This window comes from Chromatiales bacterium (assembly GCA_024234935.1).
Taxonomy (GTDB): domain Bacteria; phylum Pseudomonadota; class Gammaproteobacteria; order Steroidobacterales.
The window spans coordinates 35,047-52,626 of the sequence record JACKNI010000002.1 but is presented as its reverse complement, the minus strand read 5'-3'; the positions used below and the strand labels follow the sequence as shown (position 1 = coordinate 52,626).

The following is a 17,580-nucleotide window of genomic DNA, read 5'->3' as shown; positions in this document are numbered from 1 at the left end:
GCAGTCAGCTGCCGGGCGATTCAGTGACCAGGCTCGGACTGCCGGAATGCAATGGCGCGATGCGGGTTGCCAGCGCATCGTATTCGTCTGATCCCGACAGCGGGCCGATGCGCACACGGTAGAGGATCTTGCTGGCAGATGCATCGTAGCGGATGACGACGTTGTTGACACCATTGCTTTCCAGGCGGCTCTTGAGCCGTTCCGCGTTGGCAAGATTGCCGAAGGCACCGACCTGCATGTAGAGATGCTGCGCAGGCACCAGTGTCGGTGCAATGCTTTCGCCTGCTGGCGACGGCGCCGAAGGGCTGTTGCCGGGGCTGTACACGATCACTGGTCCGGCACCGGAGACTCCGCCCAGTGCCTCGACCTCGACTTCAGCCGTACCGGTTCGCACGATGTCGAGTTCCCTGGCCGCGGCAAAGGAAAGGTCTATGAGCCGGCCTTTTACGAAGGGTCCGCGGTCGTCGACCGTCACCACCACGCTCTTGCCGTTGCCGAGATTCGTGACGCGTACCAGTGAGGGCAGCGGCAAGGTTTTGTGCGCGGCAGTGAACTCATACATGTTGTAGATCGTGCCGCTCGAGGTGCGCTTGCCGTGAAAAGCTTCGCCGTACCATGAAGCCACACCGGTCTGCCGGTAGCCTTCGCTGCTGGGCATGACGAAGTAGCGTTCCCCGTAGACTTCATAGAAGGGCGGGTTGCCGGCGCCGGTTGCAGGTATCCCCGGTGCCGTTGCCGGAGGCTGGGCCGAGGGCGGCTTCTTCGCCGGTGTGCGGGCGACCGGGACGGACGGTTTGACGGGTCTTGCAGGACCCACGGCGGAGCAGCCGGCAAGGAACAGGCAGGCGCAGAGGCCGACGGCCAGGCAGCGCTCAGGGCGCAGCATCGCTTTTCCTGACCCCTGCCGCGATGGCTTCGCTGAGCTGGAACACGGCGAGCGCATACATCGGACTGCGGTTGTAGCGGGTGATCGCGTAAAAATTCTGGAAACCGACCCAGTACTCGGTGCCCTCCTCGCCGGCAAGGGAGATCAGCATTGCCGGCGCTTTGGCCGGCAGATCGGTGCTGAAGTCCACGCCCTGACGGCTGAGTGACTCGACCGTATCGCGCAACACGAGCTCGTTTTCGGTGTTGCCGCGGGTGTTGTCCGGCTTCAGTCGCGCCGGCACGGCCACCGGCTGGGCGCGTTGCCAGTTATGCACGACGAAGTAATTGGCAACGCTGGCGAAGATGTCGTTCCAGTCTGACAGGAGATTGCGCCGGCCATCATTGTCGCCGTCCACCGAGAAGTTGCGATAGCTGCTCGGGATGAACTGCGGCGGACCGAGCGCGCCGGCATAGGAACCGGTCAGCTGAGTGACGTCGAGTTGCTCGTCGCGGGCCAGCAGGAACAGCTGGCGCAACTCGCCACGAAAAAACTTGCTGCGCGGCGGATAGTCGAAGGCCAGGGTGGCGAGCGCATCGACGGCGCGGTAACTGCCGGTCCGGGTGCCGTAGAAGGTCTCGACGCCGACGATTGCCGCGATGATTTCCGGTGGTACCCCGGTTTTCCGGGCGATCTGCCGCAGCTCGGTCTCGTGTGTGTGGAAAAAGTCGACGCCGCTGCTGATGCGCCTCGGGGTCAGGAAAATTGCCCGGTATTCGGACCAGGGTTTGACCTTCTCCGCCGGCCGGCTCATGGCATCGATGATGCCCTGCTTCGACTCGATTCCCGCAAATACGTTGGACAGGTACTGTGGATCGAAGCCGTCGTTCGTGACCAGATCGGCAAGGAATTCACGCACTTCAGGGCGCGCGAGATCGAGGCTCCAGGCAGGTGTGGCGCCGAGCATCAGAGTGCCCGCAGCAGCGATCGACGCGGCAAAAGCTGCCGTGGCCCGTTGCCGGCCGTGAGGGGTCGGGATCATCGAGCTACCAGTTTCCGGTGGGTGTGAATGGACATCAGAATACCGAAACATGCCATCAGGGTCACCATGGAGGTGCCGCCGGCGCTGACCAGCGGCAGTGGTACGCCGACCACGGGGATCAGCCCCATCACCATGGCCGTGTTCACGAAGACATAAAAGAAAAAAGTGATGCTGAGTGTTCCGGCCAGCAGGCGTGTAAAGGTATCGGGTGCATTGGCGGCGATAAACAGGCCGCGGCCGACGATGAACATGTAAAGCGTGAGCAGCGCCAGTGCGCCGAACAGGCCGAACTCCTCGCCGATCACGGCAAAGATGAAGTCGGTATGCCGTTCGGGCAGGAACTCGAGTTGTCCCTGCGTGCCATTGAGCCAGCCCTTGCCGAATACGCCGCCCGAACCGATGGCGATCTTCGACTGGATGATGTGATAACCGGCGCCGAGCGGGTCGCTTTCCGGGTCCAGCAGGGTCAGTACGCGCTTGCGCTGGTAGTCGTGCATGACCATCCACAGTGCCGGCATGGCCGCGGCGGCGAGCGTTGTCGCCGCGACGATGTAACGCCAGCCGAGGCCGGCGAGAAAGATCACCACCGCGCCGGACAGCACGATCAGGATCGAGGTGCCCAGGTCCGGCTGTACGGCGATCATGCCCGCCGGCAGGAAGGTCAGGGTGATGACCATGGCCACCACGCCGGGTGATGGTGGCAGGGCGCGCTCGTGCAAAAGCCAGCAGAGCAGCAGCGGTACGCCGAGCTTCATGACCTCGGAAGGCTGGAAACGAATACCCACGTCGAGCCAGCGCTGCGCGCCCTTGCCGATGTCGCCAGTGGCGAGCACCAGTATCAGCAGCACGAGGCCGAGCGCATAGATGAACGGTGCGCCGCGCCGCAGCCAGCCAGGGTTGATCTGCGCCATGAACAGCAGGACGCCAAATGCGAGCAGCATGCGTGCTGCCTGGTCCATCAGTTCGCGAATCTGCTGTCCCTCCGCGCTGTACAGCGCCAGCAGGCTGAACAGCAACACACCGAGAATACCGACCAGCAGCGGGCCATCGAGATGCAGGGCCCGCAGCACGCGCGACAGCAGACCCTGCTCGACGCGGCTCCGGCTCTCGGTGCTGATGTTGAGCAGCGGGTTGCTCATGTTGCGGGTGCCGGCTTCAGGTAGGCATTGATCACATCCAGCGCGATGGGTGCCGCTGCCTTGCTGCCACTCTCGCCGTTCTCGATGACTACAGCGACGGCGATGCGCGGTGCATCAAGTGGTGCAAAGGCGATGAACAGTGCATGGTCGCGCCGCCGTTCATCGACTTCACTGGCCTTGTATTTCTGGCCTTGTCCGACTGAAAAAACCTGTGCGGTACCGCTCTTGCCCGCCATCGGAAAGGCAGCACGCATGCCGACGGCGCGCGCGGTGCCACGCGGACCCTGCATGACGCCGTGCATGCCTTCGATGATCGCATCCCAGTGCAGCGCTTCCTGTTCCTCGACGGGCGGCAGCGGTGTGGGTGCCTGGTACTCAATGGCGCCGGTATGAGGATCGCGCGCACCCTTGAACAGCGTCGGCTGAAAGCGCTTGCCGCGCGCCGCAATCGTCGCTGCCGCATGCGCGAGTTGCAGCGGTGTCACCAGCATGTAGCCCTGGCCGATGCCGGCGATGACGGTTTCGCCCGGGAACCAGACTTGTGCGGCCGGGTTCTTGAACACCTTTTTCTTCCATGCAGGCGAGGGCACAACGCCGGTCTGCTCACCCTGGAGATCGATACCGGTACTGGTGCCCAGCCCGAATTCGCGCATGAATCCGCCCATGCGCTCGATGCCGAGATCGCGGGCGACGCCGTAGAAATACACGTCACAGGACTGTTCTATGGCCTCGTACAGGCTGACGTTGCCATGACCCCCGGGCTTCCAGTCGCGGTAGCGGTGGCTGCTGCCCGGCAGCGAGAAATACCCGCCGCAGTACACGCGCTTCTCCGCGGAGGTGATGCCGAAATGCAGCCCCGCAAGTGCCACGATCGGCTTGATCGTCGAACCCGGCGGGTACTGGCCGCGCAGTGCGCGATCGAACAGCGGCCGGTCGATGTCCTCCTGCAAAGCCAGATAGGCGCGGCGGCTCAGTCCCGCACTGATCGCATTCGGGTCGTAGCCCGGTGTACTGGTGAAGGCCAGCACTTCGCCGTTGTCCGGATCGATGGCCACGACCGCACCACGCCGGCCGGCGAGCGCAGTGCTGGCAGCCAGCTGCGCATCAAGGTCGATGGTCAGGATGATGTCCCGGCCCGGCAGCGGCCGTACGCGGTTGAGCACCCGCATCTTGCGTCCATGCGCATTGACGACCACGTCTTCATGCCCTGCGGCGCCGTGCAGATCGTGTTCGAAGCTGCGTTCCGCCGCACTCTTGCCCACATGCGTGGTGCCGGCGTATTCAGTCGGGTCGAGTTCGCGCTTGTCGGCAACACTCATGCTGCCGACGTAGCCGAGCACGTGCGCTGCCGCCGCACCGTATGGATAGCTGCGCCCCAGTCGGGCGCGCATCTCGAGGCCGGGGAACTGCGGCCGACGTACGGCGAAGGCCGCCAGCTCTTCGTCGCCGAGGTGCTCGGCGATGATCAGCGTTTCGAAGGAGCGGCGGCTGGCCAGCAGTTCGCGGAGTTCGGCCAGATCCCCGGCGGCAAGAATGCGGGCAGCGACCAGCCGGTTCAGCGTGTCCTGCATGTCAGGAACCCGCTCGGGCGTGATCTCCAGCTGATAGCTTGGCTTGTTGTCCGCGAGTACCTTGCCGTTACGGTCAAGGATCAGGCCGCGGATCGGCGGGATGGGTTCGGCGCGGATCTGGTTGCCGCTGGACTGCGCGGAATAGTAGTCGTACTTGAGGACCTGCAGCTGGACCAGCCGGATGACCACCAGCGCGATGAGCGTCAACAGCATGAACACGGTGAGGAGAATGCGGCTGTTGAACAACTGCTGTTCCCGCCAGTGCTCCTTGATGCGCGATGCAGGTGCCATTTTTTCAGTGCGGCCTCAGCTGAAGCTCGATTTGCGCCGTTCCAGGCGTTCGCGGACGCGGTCCATCACGGCCATCAACACCGGCCAGAACACTGCCGCAGCAAGGATTGGTCCCCAGCGCTGCGGGCCCAGAGTGGCGCGCCCGGTTGCGCCATCGATCCACAGCAGCAGGAAGGCTTCGATGAAGACCAGGGCGAAAACCGCCAGTGTCAGCTGCCATACCGGGAAAACGCGGAGTTGCAGGTGCAGACGCAATACCACATAGCTGACCACGCTCAGGGTCAGCGCATGCTGGCCGAGCAGGCTGCCATGGGCGATATCGATGAGCAGTCCGAATACAAAGGCGGTGAATACGCCAAAGCGGCCCGGCCACATCAGCGTCCAGTAGATCAGCGTCATGGTCGTGAATGCCGGCCGCAAAGGCTGCGCAATGGCCGGCAGCGGCAGCAGTTCGGCAGCCAGAGCCAGCAGCATGAGGCACCAGACCGGCCAGCGTGCATTTCTCATTTGGCCGCTTCCGCTGCGGGCGTTGATTCCGTTTCAGTTGCGGTCCCGGCTTCGGGCTCGGGGCTGAACACGAGCAGCACTTCATGCAGGCGGTCGAGATTCGCCGCGGGCCTGGCCGTGACCTCCAGAAAGGCATCGCCTTCCGAGCCATCGACGGCGGTGATCGTGCCTACCGGATAGCCGGCCGGAAACCGGCCCCCCAGCCCCGAGGTCACCAGCAGGTCGCCGGCCTTCACGTCGGCGTTGCGAGTCAGGAATGGCAGCGACAACTGGTCCAGATCGCCCGTACCGACAGCGATGGTACGCATGCCGTTGCGTACGACTTCGACTGGCACTGCATGATCCGGATCGGTGATCAGGATGGCTTCCGAAGTGTAGATCTGGTCGCGGATGATCTGGCCAACGACACCGTTGGCGTCCAGCAGCACCTGGCCGGTGTATACGCCCTGGGGGCTGCCCTTGTTCAGCACGATCCGGTGGCGCAGCGGATCCATGTCCACGGCGAGGACCTCGGCCACCGTCATGCGATCCGCTACGCGCGAGCGCGTGTCCAGCAGGGCACGGAAGCGCTCGTTCTCCGCCTGCAGTGCAGCCATGCGCTGCAGTTGTGCGGCCTGGACGAGCGACTGCTCGCGCAGGGCTGCGTTGTCGGCAATCAGTGTGCTGCGCAAGGCCAGGTTGTCCTGCATCCAGTGCAGACCGGCTGCCGGCAAGTTGATGGCCACCTGCAGCGGATAGATTGCGGCGCTGAGCCAGGTGCGGATCTGGCCCAGGTAATCGCCGCGATGATCGACGAACATCAGGACGAGGGACAGCGTCGCGGTGAGAAAGAAGGCCAGCCCCGGGCTGGCATTACGGTAGCTTCGCGCTTCGCTGTCAGCTGAAGAAGACACCATGCCGGGTCCGCGTTTTCGGCGACGATTGCAGGGAGCGCGTCTGGAAGCGCCCGGTTATTGGTGCTCCAGCCGGCGTCATCGGCTGAGGTTACTCCAGCCCGAGCGTGGAAGGCGGAATTTTGTCCACCTGTTCGAGGATGCGGCCGCCGCCGCGCGCAACACAGGTGAGCGGTTCATCGGCGATCACGACCGGCAGGCCGGTCTCTTCCATGATCAGCTTGTCGATGAGTCGCAGCAGCGCGCCACCGCCTGTGAGCACGATGCCGCGTTCGGCGACATCGGCGCCGAGTTCAGGCGGTGTTTGCTCCAGAGCCTGTTTGACCGCCTGCACGATGCCTTGCAGCGGTTCCTGCAGGGCTTCGAGAATTTCATTGCTGTTCAGGCTGAAACTGCGCGGTACGCCTTCGGAAAGGTTGCGACCCTTGACCGAGATCTCCTTGACCTCGTCACCCGGGAATGCCGAGCCGATTTCCTTCTTGATGCGCTCGGCAGTGGCTTCGCCGATCAGGATGCCGTAGTTGCGGCGCACATAATTGATGATTGCTTCGTCGAACTTGTCGCCGCCGATGCGTACCGAGGCCGCATAGACGATGCCGTTAAGCGAGATCACCGCGACTTCCGAGGTGCCGCCACCGATGTCGAGCACCATCGAACCGCGCGCCTCGTGTACCGGCATGCCGGCGCCGACAGCGGCCGCCATCGGCTCTTCGACCAGCCAGACCTTGCGCGCGCCGGCACCTTCGGCTGATTCGCGGATTGCGCGGCGCTCCACCTGGGTGGAACCATAGGGCACGCAGACAACCACGCGCGGGCTGGGCCGGAAGTAGCGGCCTGGCGTGGCCTTGCGGATGAAGTGCTGGAGCATCTTCTCCGTCACCGTGAAGTCGGCGATGACGCCATCCTTCAGCGGCCGGATCGCGGTGATGTTGCCGGGTGTCCGGCCAAGCATGTTCTTGGCCTGCAGCCCGACCGCTTCCACGGTCTTGCCGCCGCGGCCGGGTTCCTCCCGGATCGCGACCACCGAGGGTTCGTCGAGCACGATTCCCTGACCCGCGAGGTAGATCAGCGTATTCGCAGTGCCCAGATCTATCGAGAGATCGTGGGAGAAATATCCCCGAAGCCGTTTCAGCATGATGCCCCGCGATCGGCGAGTGGTGAGAAGCAGAAGCTGGCTAATCTAGCAACGAGGGTCGGATTCAGCAACTGCGGTGTATTATCTGCGTTCGCGCCTGTGGCCTCCCGCCTGGCGTTATCAATGGTCTGGCTGCCGTGAAACTGACCCGTCAGGACGTGGAACACATCGCCCATCTCGCCCGCCTGGAGATCGGCGCCGAGGAGATCGACGGCGTGGTCGGGAAGCTCGACCGTATCGTGAGCTTCGTCGATCAGCTGCAGGCTGCCGATACCGGCAGTGTGGCGCCCATGGCCCATCCGCTGGATATGGCGCAGCGCCTGCGCCCCGATGCGGTGACCGAACAGAACCGGCGTGATGACTACCAGCGCAATGCGGCCGGTGTGGCGGATGGCTTCTATACCGTCCCACGCGTCATCGAGTAAGAGGTCCGGCTGCCGGTTTCCATGTCACGCAGAACCATTACCGAGCTTGGCCGCGCACTGCGCGCCCGTGAAGTCAGCAGCCGCGAGCTTGCTGCGGCCGCGCTGGCACGCATCGAGGCGGCAGACGGTGACCTGAACAGCTTCATCAGCGTCGAGCCGGCGATGGCGCTGGCCGCCGCCGACCGGGCCGACCAGCAGCTGGCCCGGGGCGAGGGCGGTCCGCTGACCGGCATCCCCTTTGCCCACAAGGACATCTTCTGCACGGCCGGCGTGAAGACCACCTGCGCTTCGAAGATGCTGGCGGACTTCATCCCGCCCTACGATGCGACCGTGGTCAGCCGGCTGGCCGAAGCCGGCATCATCATGCTCGGCAAGACCAACATGGACGAGTTTGCGATGGGCTCGTCCAACGAAACGAGCTTCTTTGGTCCGGTACGCAATCCCTGGGATCTCCACCGCTCGCCGGGCGGTTCTTCAGGCGGCTCCGCGGCTGCGGTCGCGGCGGGACTGGTCCCGGCCGCAACGGGTACCGATACCGGCGGTTCGATCCGCCAGCCGGCGGCGCTCACCGGGATCACCGGCCTGAAGCCGACCTACGGCCGGGTATCCCGTTACGGCATGGTGGCCTTTGCCTCGAGCCTCGATCAGGCCGGCGTGCTGACGCTGAGCGCCGAAGACGCGGCGCTGCTGCTGGGCGCGATGGCGGGTTTCGATCCGCGCGACTCGACCTCCGCCGACCTGCCGGTGCCGGACTATGCGGCACAGCTCGGCAGTGCGGTCGCCGGCAAGCGCATCGGCCTGCCGAAGGAATTCTTCGATGCCGGCCTCGAGCCGGCTTCTGCCACCGCGGTGCGCGAAGCGCTGCGCATTTACGAGCGGCTGGGCGCGAAGCTGGTGGAAATCTCGCTGCCGAGCCTGGCATTGTCGGTGCCCACCTATTACATCGTCGCACCCGCCGAGTGTTCGTCGAACCTGTCGCGTTTCGACGGGGTGCGCTTCGGTTACCGCCATGAAGGTGCGCAGACGCTTGAGGAGCTCTACAAGAAATCCCGCGGTCACGGTTTTGGCGCCGAGGTCAAACGCCGGATCCTGACCGGTACCTATGTGCTCTCGGCAGGCTACTACGATGCCTACTACCTCAAGGCGCAGAAGGCGCGGCAGCTGATCGCTGATGATTTCCGGCGCTGTTTCGCCGAAGTGGACATCATTGCCGGACCGACGGCACCGACGCCGGCCTTCCGGCTGGGCGAGAAAGTCGATGATCCGGTGCAGATGTACCTGAACGACATCTATACGATCGCAGTCAACCTCGCGGGATTGCCGGGCCTTTCGATCCCCTGCGGCTTCTCGGCCGGCCTGCCGGTCGGCCTGCAGTTGATCGGTCCGCACTTCGGCGAGGGGCCGCTGCTCAATTTTGCCCACCTCTATCAGCGTGAATCCGACTGGCATACCCGCACCCCCCCCAACGTGGGAGCGGCTTCAGCCGCGATTCCCCCGTCAATCACGGCTGAAGCCGCTCCCACAGCTGGTCCCACAGGCAAGCTGCGATGAGCTGGGAAACCGTCATCGGCCTCGAGATTCACGCGCAGCTCGCCACGCGCAGCAAGATCTTTTCCGGTGCGGCCACCGCATACGGCGCGGAGCCGAATACGCAGGCCTGCCTCGTCGATCTGGGCTATCCCGGCGTGCTGCCCGTACTCAATGCCGAAGTCGTGCGCATGGCGCTGAAGTTTGGCCTGGCGATTGGCGCCAGCATCGCGCCGCGCTCGGTGTTTGCGCGCAAGAACTACTTCTATCCCGATCTGCCCAAGGGCTACCAGATCAGCCAGTACGAACTGCCGATCGTGCACGACGGCCGGCTCGCGATCGAGCTGGAAGATGGCAGTTCGACATCGGTACACATCATCCGCGCCCATCTCGAGGAGGATGCCGGCAAGTCACTGCATGAAAACTTCGCCGGCCTTACCGCCATCGACCTTAATCGCGCCGGTACGCCGCTGATCGAGATCGTCTCGGCGCCTGACATGCGCTCGGCGAAGGAAGCGGTGGCGTACATGAAGAAGATCCACCAGCTGGTCCGTTATCTCGGTATCTGCGACGGCAACATGCAGGAAGGTTCCTTCCGCTGTGATGCCAATGTCTCCGTGCGCCGCAGTGGAACCGATCAGCTCGGCACGCGTACGGAGACCAAGAACCTCAATTCCTTCCGCTTTCTGGAGCGCGCGATCCTTTACGAGGTCGAGCGGCAGATCGAGGTGCTGGAAAGCGGTGGCAAGGTGATCCAGGAAACACGGCTCTATGATCCCGACCGCGACGAAACCCGTTCGATGCGCAGCAAGGAAGAGGCCAATGACTACCGCTACTTCCCGGATCCGGACCTGCTGCCGGTCCTGATCGGCGCCGACTTCATCGCGCAGGTGCAGGCGGAAATGCCGGAACTGCCGGATGCCAAGCGGGCGCGGTTTGTGGCCGAACATGGCCTCGGCACCGCGGACGCCGCACTGCTGGCCGCGAGTATCGAGCTGGCTGCCTGGTATGAAGCGGTGGTCATGGCCGCGCCGGGCAGTGCGAAGCTCGCCGCCAACTGGATCAATGGAGAGCTGATGGCGGCGCTGAACCGCGACGGGCTGACAATCGAGACGAGCCGCGTCAGCCCGGAGCAGCTCGCCGGTCTGTTGCGCAGGATCATGGATGACACGATTTCCGGCAAACTGGCCAAGCAGGTTTTCGAACTGCTGTGGTCTGAGGGCGGCGATGCAGATACGATCATCGACAGGCAGGGGTTGCGCCAGATTACTGACAGCGGCGCCATCGAGGCGGTGATCGATCAGGTGCTGGCAGCGAACCCGGAACAGGTGGCGGAATTCCGGGCCGGCAAGACCAAGGTGATTGGTTTTCTGGTGGGCCAGATCATGAAAGCCAGCGCGGGCAAGGCGAACCCCGCCCAGGTGAACGAGCTGCTGAAGCGCAAGTTACAGGGCTGACATCGGTGGGAATCAGCATGCCAGAACTGCAGACCTGGACGACGGAGCGGATCGTGCGGCTGGTCGCGCTGGTGCTGCTGGCACTGGCCTGCCTGCAGATCATCCTGCCCTTTCTCGGTGCCCTGGCCTGGGCGGCCATCATCGCGATCACGGTCTGGCCGGCATTCGTCTGGCTCGCAGCGAAGCTGGGTGCCCGACCCGTGCTGGCGGCAAGCATCTGCACTTTCGTGTTGTTCGTGCTGCTCGTGCTGCCTTTTGCCGTGCTCACCGCCACGCTCGGCCAGGCCGTCCCGCAGGTCGGGAACCTGCTCAAGGAACTGACGCTGTCCATCGGTCCGGAACCGCCGGCGTGGCTGAGCGGCCTGCCTTTCGTCGGTGAGCTGATCCGTGACGCATGGGTTGCGGGTGTTGCTGACGCCAGCGGGCTCATTCGCCGGACCTTGCCGGCGGCCGAGGAGGCCGGTGTATGGGCGCTGGCGCAGGGCGCGAACCTGGCCCTGGTGCTGCTGCAGTTCATCTTCGCCATACTGATCGCCGGCGTGATGCTGGTTACCGCAGACCGCTTCGCAGAGCTTGCGCAGCGCCTGGTCTCCCGACTGCAAATGGATCAGGGTGGTCCGCTGATCGGTATCGTGGTCAGCACCGTGCGCAGTGTGTCCATCGGACTGGTCGGTACGGCGTCCATCCAGGCGCTGGTAGCGGCACTGGGCTTTGGTCTGGCCGGTGTACCTGGCATCGCCTTGCTCGGCTTTGCCACTTTCCTGCTTGCCCTGATCCAGTTGCCGACCTTGCTCGTGTGGGCGCCAGCGGCGTTCTGGCTGTATCACACCGGCGAAACAGGCCACGCGATTTTTCTCGCTGTCTGGGGTCTGCTGCTCGTCAACTCGGTCGACAATTTCCTGCGCCCCTACCTGATCAGTCGCGGCGCCAAGTTGCCTTTCGCGCTGATCCTGATGGGCGTGCTGGGTGGCCTGCTGGCATGGGGAATGGTCGGGTTGTTCATCGGGCCGACGCTGCTGGCCGTCGCCTACTCCCTGGTCCGGACCTGGATCGGTGTCGCTCAGGAAGCCGTTGCAGCAACGCCGGCACCCCCGCAAGCCAAAGAGCCCTGAGTACCGCATATTCATTGGGTATTGCTGAAATATAAAGATATCTTTATATTTCAGCCATGGAGCTGGACCGGGCATTGAAGCAACTGGAGGCGGCGGCTGAGCCCAGCCGCCTGCGTCTGCTCGCGTTGCTGTTGCCGGGCGAGGCGACGGTCGGTGATCTGGTTGAGGTACTCGGCCAGAGCCAGCCGCGCGTTTCCCGTCATCTGCGCCTCCTGTCCGAGGCCGGCCTGGTGGAATCCTTCCGCGAGGGTCGTTCGATTTACTACCGCCTCGCCGATGCCGTACTCGATGACGGCATAGGCGACTATCTGGCCGCGCTGATGCGCGGTCCGGATCCCGTGGTGAACGAGGACCGTGAGCGCATGGCGCGATCGCGCCGGCAGCGCGAGCGAGATGCGCTGCGCCGGGGTGCGCGCTCGATCCGGGCGTCTGCTGCCGTGCCGGCCGGGCAGCCGCTCGCAGAGGTGCTGGAGGCGGTGCTCGGCACGGCGCCGCTCGGCGATGTCCTGGACGTGGGTGCCGGTGCCGGCAATCTCCTGCATCTGCTCGCGCCGCGTGCCCGACGTGTGGTCGGCGTGGATTCATCGGGCCATATGCGCCAGTTGGCCCGCTCGCGGCTTTATGGTGCCGGCCGGGCGCGCTGGACGATTCGTGATGCCGACGCCAGGGCCCTGCCATTCGAGGCGGGCGAGTTCCATCTGGTGATTCTCGATGAGGTACTGGGCACCGATACACAGCCGGAACTGATCCTCGGCGAGGCGCAGCGCGTACTCGCCACGCATGGCCGCCTGCTGATCTTTGACCGCATCTTGCCGGTGGTACGCGGCTTGCCGGCGGCACCGGTGCGCGGTGAGCTCTCGGAACGCCAGCTGGCAGCCCTGCTGCGTGATGCGGGTTTCAGCCTGCGCAGTCGCCAGTGGCTGCCGGGTCGTGCGCCCGACCGGGCGCTGTTTCTGGCGGAATTGACTGATATGGCCGACGCACCGGACGGAGCGAGGACGGGAACCCATGACTGAAAAAGCGAGCAGACCGCCGGTGCAGGTCTCTTTTGAATTCTTTCCGCCGAAGACGCCCGAGATGGAAACAAGACTCTGGCAGGCGATCCAGAAACTCGCACCGCTGCGGCCGCGTTTCGTCTCCGTGACCTATGGCGCTGATGGTTCGACCCGCGATCGCACCCACCGCATCGTGTCGCGGATCGTGGCGGAGACCGGCCTGGTCAGCGCACCACACCTGACCTGTGTCGGCGCAACGCGGGACGACATCCTGAGGATTGCGCGAACTTACCGCGATGAGGGGATCCACCACATCGTTGCGCTGCGCGGTGATCCGCCGCAGGGCGCCACGCGCTACGTCCCGCATCCGGGCGGTTACGCATGGGCGGTGGATCTGGTGCGCGGATTGCGTGAAGTCGCCGATTTCGACATCTCGGTGGCCGCCTATCCGGAGGTGCATCCCGAAGCGCCGGATGCCGGTTTTGACCTCGACAACCTCAAGCGCAAGTTTGAAGCAGGCGCCAGCCGCGCGATTACGCAGTTCTTCTACGATACGGAAAACTTCCTGCGTTTTCGTGACCGTTGTGTTGCACACGGTATCGACGGTCCGATCGTGCCGGGCATCCTGCCGATCGCGAAGTTCAGGCAGATGCTCAATTTTGCCAACCGGGCCGGGGCGAAAGTGCCTGCCTGGCTGCATGAGCGTTTTGCCGGACTTGACGATGACGATGCCGATACCCAGCGCCTGCTGGGCGCCAACGTGGCCATCGAGCAGGTGGAGACGCTGCGCCGGGAAGGCATCGACGAGTTCCATTTCTACACGCTCAACCGGGCGGAGCTGAGTTATGCGATCTGCTCAGCGCTGGGGCTGCGCCCGGCCGCCGGCCAGGCCTCGGCGGCGGTACCGTCATGAATGCGCCGGGGACCCTGCCGCACTTTGCCGAACTCGAAGTCCTGCTCGGGCAGCGTATCGTCATCCTCGACGGTGCGATGGGCACGATGGTGCAGAACCGCCGGCTCGATGAAGCGGACTACCGCGGCACGCGCTTTGCCGACTGGCCGAGCGACCTCAAGGGCAACCACGACCTGCTGAATCTCACGCGCCCGGACGTCATCAGCAGCATTCACCGCGAGTTCCTCGAAGCCGGCGCTGATGTCATCGAGACCAATACCTTCAATTCCAGCGCGCCCTCGCTGGCCGACTATGGCCTGCAGGCCTTCGTGAGCGAACTCAACCGTGCCGGGGCACAACTGGCGCGCAATGCAGCCGATGAGGTTGCCCGCGAGACCGGTCAGCCGCGTTTTGTCGCCGGCGTGCTGGGACCGACCAGCCGTACCGCATCGATTTCCCCGGATGTAAACGATCCGGGCCTGCGCAATATCAGCTTCGATGAACTGGTGGCGACCTACACCGAGGCAACGCATGCGCTGCTTGAGGGTGGTGCAGACTTCATTCTGGTCGAGACAATTTTCGATACCCTGAACGCCAAGGCCGCGCTCTATGCGATCGCGGTGGTTGGCGAATCGCTTGGCCGCCGGCTGCCGGTGATGATTTCCGGCACGATCACCGATGCCTCGGGACGGACGCTCTCGGGGCAGACGCCCGAGGCGTTCTGGAATTCGGTGCGGCATATCGATCCCTTCATGATCGGCTTCAACTGCGCACTCGGTGCCAGTGATCTGCGCCCGCATGTCAGCGAGCTTTCGCGCCTGGCCGATACGCGCGTGAGTGTGCATCCGAACGCCGGCCTGCCGAACGCCTTCGGTGGCTATGACGATACGCCGCAGGCCATGGCCGACATCCTCGGCGAGTTCGCCGCGTCCGGCCTGATCAATATGGTCGGCGGCTGCTGCGGCACCACGCCGGCGCATATTGCGGCGATCCGGGCCGCGGTCCTCCAGCATCCGCCGCGGGCGAAACCCTCGCTGCCGGTGAAACTCAGGCTCTCCGGGCTTGAGCCGCTGAACATCGGTGACGACTCGCTGTTCGTGAATATCGGCGAGCGCACCAACGTCGCGGGCTCTGCGCAGTTCCGCAAGCTCATCATCGCCGGTGACTACAACACGGCGCTGGTGGTGGCCCGGCAGCAGGTCGAAAACGGCGCGCAGCTCATCGACGTCAACATGGACGAGGGCATGCTGGATTCGGTTGCGGCCATGGACCGTTTCCTGAAGATTGTTGCGACCGAACCGGACATCGCGCGCGTGCCGGTGATGATCGACTCCTCGCGCTGGAGCGTGATCGAGACGGGGCTCAAGTGCGTGCAGGGGAAGCCGGTCGTCAACTCGATCAGCCTCAAGGAAGGCGAGGCGGCTTTCCTGCAGCAGGCACGCGAGGTCCGGCGTTACGGCGCAGCCGTGGTCGTCATGGCCTTCGACGAACAGGGGCAGGCCGAAACGGCGGAGCGCAAGTTTTCGATCTGCGAGCGGAGCTATCGTCTGCTCACGGAGCAGGCGGGCTTCCCGCCTGAAGACATCATCTTCGATCCGAACATCTTTGCGGTCGCGACCGGTATCGAGGAGCACAATGACTACGGCGTGGCCTTTTTCGATGCCTGCCGGCAGATTCGTGCAAGGCTGCCGCATGCCCTGATCAGCGGTGGCGTCAGCAATGTGTCCTTCTCGTTCCGGGGCAATGAGCCGGTGCGCGAAGCCATGCACACGGTGTTCCTGTACCACGCCATCCAGGCAGGCATGGACATGGGCATCGTCAATGCCGGCCAGCTGGGTATCTACGCGGAGATCGAGCCCGAATTGCGCGATGCGGCCGAGGACGTGCTGCTGAATCGTCGGCCGGATGCGACCGAGCGGCTGCTGGAACTGGCCAGCCGTTACCGGGACGCAGGACCCGGTGCAGCCCGGCAGGTCGCGCAGGTGGAATGGCGGCAGTGGCCGCCGAACAAACGGCTCTCGCATGCGCTGGTAAAGGGTATCGACGAGTTCATTCTGGAAGACACCGAAGCGGCCCGGTTGCTGGCCGCACGGCCGCTCGACGTCATCGAAGGTCCGCTGATGGACGGCATGAACGTGGTCGGCGACCTGTTTGGCTCCGGCAAGATGTTTCTGCCCCAGGTGGTGAAGTCCGCGCGGGTGATGAAGAAGGCGGTGGCGCATCTGGTGCCCTTCATCGAGGCTGCGCAGACAGGCGAGATCAAACGGGCAGGCCGGATCGTGCTCGCGACCGTCAAGGGCGATGTGCACGACATCGGCAAGAACATCGTCGGCGTCGTCCTCCAGTGCAACAACTTCGAGGTGATCGACCTCGGCGTGATGGTGCCCTGCGAACGCATACTCGACACTGCACGGCGCGAGAACGCGGACATGATCGGGCTGTCGGGGTTGATCACGCCCTCGCTGGAAGAGATGGTCAATGTCGCCCGCGAGATGCGCCGGCAGAAATTCAGCCTGCCCTTGCTTATCGGTGGCGCCACGACGTCACCGGCCCACACGTCGGTGCGCATCGATCCCGAGTATGACGGTCCCGTTGTCTATGTGAAGGATGCGTCGCGCGCGGTAGGCGTCGCGCAAAAGCTCGCCAGTGCCGCCGACCGGCCGGCCTGGGTCGCACAGTTGAAGGAGGATGCGCGGGTACGCCGTGAGCGGCATGGCCGGCGATCCGAAACCGTGGCGCACCGGCCGATCGTCGAGGCGCGCCGCAACCGCGTGGCCGTGAATTGGGATCACGCACCGGTCACGCCGAAATTCAGTGGCGTGCGCGTCTTCGACGACATTCCACTCACGGAACTCCTCCCGTACATCGACTGGATGCCGCTCTTCAACGCCTATGAGTTTCGCGGCACCTTCCCGGCGATTCTCGATGACGAAGTGTTCGGTGAGGCGGCGCGCGATTTCCACAAGGATGCGCGCAAGATGCTGGAGCAGATGGTTGCCGGCAAGTGGGTGACGGCGCGGGCCGTACTTGGCCTGTTTCCCGCCAATCGGATCGGTGACGATGATATTGCGGTTTACGCGGACGAGCAGCGTTCGGCGCCCCTGGCGACCCTGCACCATCTTCGCCAGCAGAAGCCGCATGGCGAAGATCAGCCGAATGCCTGTCTGGCCGACTTCGTGGCTGCGCACGATTCAGGAATCCGCGACTACATCGGCGCCTTTGCGGTGACGGCCGGAATCGGTATCGGGCCGCATGTGGCGGCCTTCGAGCGCGACAACGACGACTACTCCGCGATCCTGCTCAAGGCCCTGGCCGACCGGCTTGCCGAGGCCTGTGCCGAGTACCTGCATGCACAGGTACGCCGGGTGCACTGGGGCTATGCTGCGGATGAAGCGCTGGACAACGATGCGCTGATTGCGGAGAAGTATGTCGGTATCCGGCCTGCACCCGGCTATCCGGCCTGCCCGGATCACACCGAGAAGGAAACGCTCTGGCGGTTGCTCGACGTGGAGAAAAACATCGGCGTGCAGCTCACCGAGTCTTTTGTGATGTTGCCGGCGGCTTCGGTCAGTGGTTTCTATTTCGCTCATCCCGAGTCGCGCTATTTCGCGGTCGGTCGCATCGACCGGGACCAGGTCGAGGACTACGCACGGCGCAAGGGGATGGCGGTGGCCACGGTTGAACGCTGGCTGTCGGCCAATCTCGGTTACGACCCGCAGTAACCTAAAG

At 64.2% G+C, this 17,580-nt stretch carries 14 protein-coding genes; 7 read left to right on the top strand and 7 right to left on the bottom strand.

Annotation, left to right across the window (positions count from 1 at the left end; all coding sequences use genetic code 11):
- Positions 1-4: 4 nt before the first annotated feature.
- The 7 genes from H6979_05585 to H6979_05555 all read right to left on the bottom strand — a co-directional run bounded on the left by H6979_05585 (position 5) and on the right by H6979_05555 (position 7,443).
- Positions 5-886, bottom strand: coding sequence for a septal ring lytic transglycosylase RlpA family protein (locus H6979_05585; protein MCP5139306.1), 882 nt, complete (start codon positions 884-886; stop codon positions 5-7).
- Complete coding sequence (gene mltB, locus H6979_05580) at positions 873-1,907, bottom strand: lytic murein transglycosylase B (GenBank protein MCP5139305.1); 1,035 nt, start codon at positions 1,905-1,907, stop codon at positions 873-875. The genes H6979_05585 and mltB overlap by 14 nt, the downstream gene beginning before the upstream one ends.
- Positions 1,904-3,046, bottom strand: coding sequence for a rod shape-determining protein RodA (gene rodA / locus H6979_05575; GenBank protein ID MCP5139304.1), 1,143 nt, complete (start codon positions 3,044-3,046; stop codon positions 1,904-1,906). Before rodA ends, mltB begins: the two co-directional genes overlap by 4 nt.
- Positions 3,043-4,908 carry a penicillin-binding protein 2 gene (gene mrdA / locus H6979_05570; protein ID MCP5139303.1) on the bottom strand — a complete coding sequence of 622 codons (1,866 nt, stop codon included), beginning with the start codon at positions 4,906-4,908 and terminating at the stop codon, positions 3,043-3,045. The genes rodA and mrdA overlap by 4 nt, the downstream gene beginning before the upstream one ends.
- A 15-nt stretch (positions 4,909-4,923) precedes the next feature.
- Positions 4,924-5,415, bottom strand: a complete 492-nt coding sequence (gene mreD / locus H6979_05565) for a rod shape-determining protein MreD (protein MCP5139302.1) — start codon at positions 5,413-5,415, stop codon at positions 4,924-4,926.
- Positions 5,412-6,311, bottom strand: a complete 900-nt coding sequence (gene mreC, locus H6979_05560; GenBank protein MCP5139301.1) for a rod shape-determining protein MreC — start codon at positions 6,309-6,311, stop codon at positions 5,412-5,414. The genes mreD and mreC overlap by 4 nt, the downstream gene beginning before the upstream one ends.
- An 88-nt stretch (positions 6,312-6,399) precedes the next feature.
- Positions 6,400-7,443, bottom strand: a complete 1,044-nt coding sequence (locus H6979_05555) for a rod shape-determining protein (protein ID MCP5139300.1) — start codon at positions 7,441-7,443, stop codon at positions 6,400-6,402.
- A gap of 137 nt (positions 7,444-7,580) precedes the next feature.
- On the opposite strand from H6979_05555, the gene gatC reads away from it, so the two are divergent.
- From gatC to metH, 7 genes are all read left to right on the top strand, one after another.
- Entirely contained in the window at positions 7,581-7,868 is a 288-nt protein-coding gene (gatC, locus tag H6979_05550; GenBank protein MCP5139299.1) for an Asp-tRNA(Asn)/Glu-tRNA(Gln) amidotransferase subunit GatC, read from the top strand.
- Positions 7,869-7,889: 21 nt separating this feature from the next.
- On the top strand, positions 7,890-9,419 hold the full coding sequence (gene gatA, locus H6979_05545) for an Asp-tRNA(Asn)/Glu-tRNA(Gln) amidotransferase subunit GatA (GenBank protein MCP5139298.1): 1,530 nt from the start codon (positions 7,890-7,892) through the stop codon (positions 9,417-9,419).
- Positions 9,416-10,852: an Asp-tRNA(Asn)/Glu-tRNA(Gln) amidotransferase subunit GatB gene (gene gatB, locus H6979_05540; GenBank protein ID MCP5139297.1), complete on the top strand. Its 1,437-nt coding sequence runs from the start codon at positions 9,416-9,418 to the stop codon at positions 10,850-10,852. Before gatA ends, gatB begins: the two co-directional genes overlap by 4 nt.
- Positions 10,853-10,869: 17 nt before the next feature.
- On the top strand, positions 10,870-11,964 hold the full coding sequence (locus tag H6979_05535) for an AI-2E family transporter (GenBank protein MCP5139296.1): 1,095 nt from the start codon (positions 10,870-10,872) through the stop codon (positions 11,962-11,964).
- A gap of 74 nt (positions 11,965-12,038) precedes the next feature.
- Positions 12,039-12,980: a metalloregulator ArsR/SmtB family transcription factor gene (locus H6979_05530; GenBank protein ID MCP5139295.1), complete on the top strand. Its 942-nt coding sequence runs from the start codon at positions 12,039-12,041 to the stop codon at positions 12,978-12,980.
- A complete protein-coding gene (gene metF / locus H6979_05525) occupies positions 12,973-13,872 on the top strand; it encodes a methylenetetrahydrofolate reductase (protein ID MCP5139294.1) in 900 nt (299 codons plus the stop codon). Before H6979_05530 ends, metF begins: the two co-directional genes overlap by 8 nt.
- Complete coding sequence (metH, locus tag H6979_05520) at positions 13,869-17,573, top strand: methionine synthase (protein ID MCP5139293.1); 3,705 nt, start codon at positions 13,869-13,871, stop codon at positions 17,571-17,573. Before metF ends, metH begins: the two co-directional genes overlap by 4 nt.
- Positions 17,574-17,580: the final 7 nt, after the last annotated feature.

Coding starts and splice junctions, on each gene's coding strand:
- mreD (MCP5139302.1), bottom strand. CDS start 5,415: ATGAGAAATGCACGCTGGCCGGTCTGGTGCCTCATGCTGCTGGCTCTG.
- mltB (MCP5139305.1), bottom strand. CDS start 1,907: ATGATCCCGACCCCTCACGGCCGGCAACGGGCCACGGCAGCTTTTGCC.
- gatB (MCP5139297.1), top strand. CDS start 9,416: ATGAGCTGGGAAACCGTCATCGGCCTCGAGATTCACGCGCAGCTCGCC.
- metH (MCP5139293.1), top strand. CDS start 13,869: ATGAATGCGCCGGGGACCCTGCCGCACTTTGCCGAACTCGAAGTCCTG.
- metF (MCP5139294.1), top strand. CDS start 12,973: ATGACTGAAAAAGCGAGCAGACCGCCGGTGCAGGTCTCTTTTGAATTC.
- H6979_05555 (MCP5139300.1), bottom strand. CDS start 7,443: ATGCTGAAACGGCTTCGGGGATATTTCTCCCACGATCTCTCGATAGAT.
- mrdA (MCP5139303.1), bottom strand. CDS start 4,908: ATGGCACCTGCATCGCGCATCAAGGAGCACTGGCGGGAACAGCAGTTG.
- rodA (MCP5139304.1), bottom strand. CDS start 3,046: ATGAGCAACCCGCTGCTCAACATCAGCACCGAGAGCCGGAGCCGCGTC.
- gatA (MCP5139298.1), top strand. CDS start 7,890: ATGTCACGCAGAACCATTACCGAGCTTGGCCGCGCACTGCGCGCCCGT.
- mreC (MCP5139301.1), bottom strand. CDS start 6,311: ATGGTGTCTTCTTCAGCTGACAGCGAAGCGCGAAGCTACCGTAATGCC.
- H6979_05535 (MCP5139296.1), top strand. CDS start 10,870: ATGCCAGAACTGCAGACCTGGACGACGGAGCGGATCGTGCGGCTGGTC.
- H6979_05585 (MCP5139306.1), bottom strand. CDS start 886: ATGCTGCGCCCTGAGCGCTGCCTGGCCGTCGGCCTCTGCGCCTGCCTG.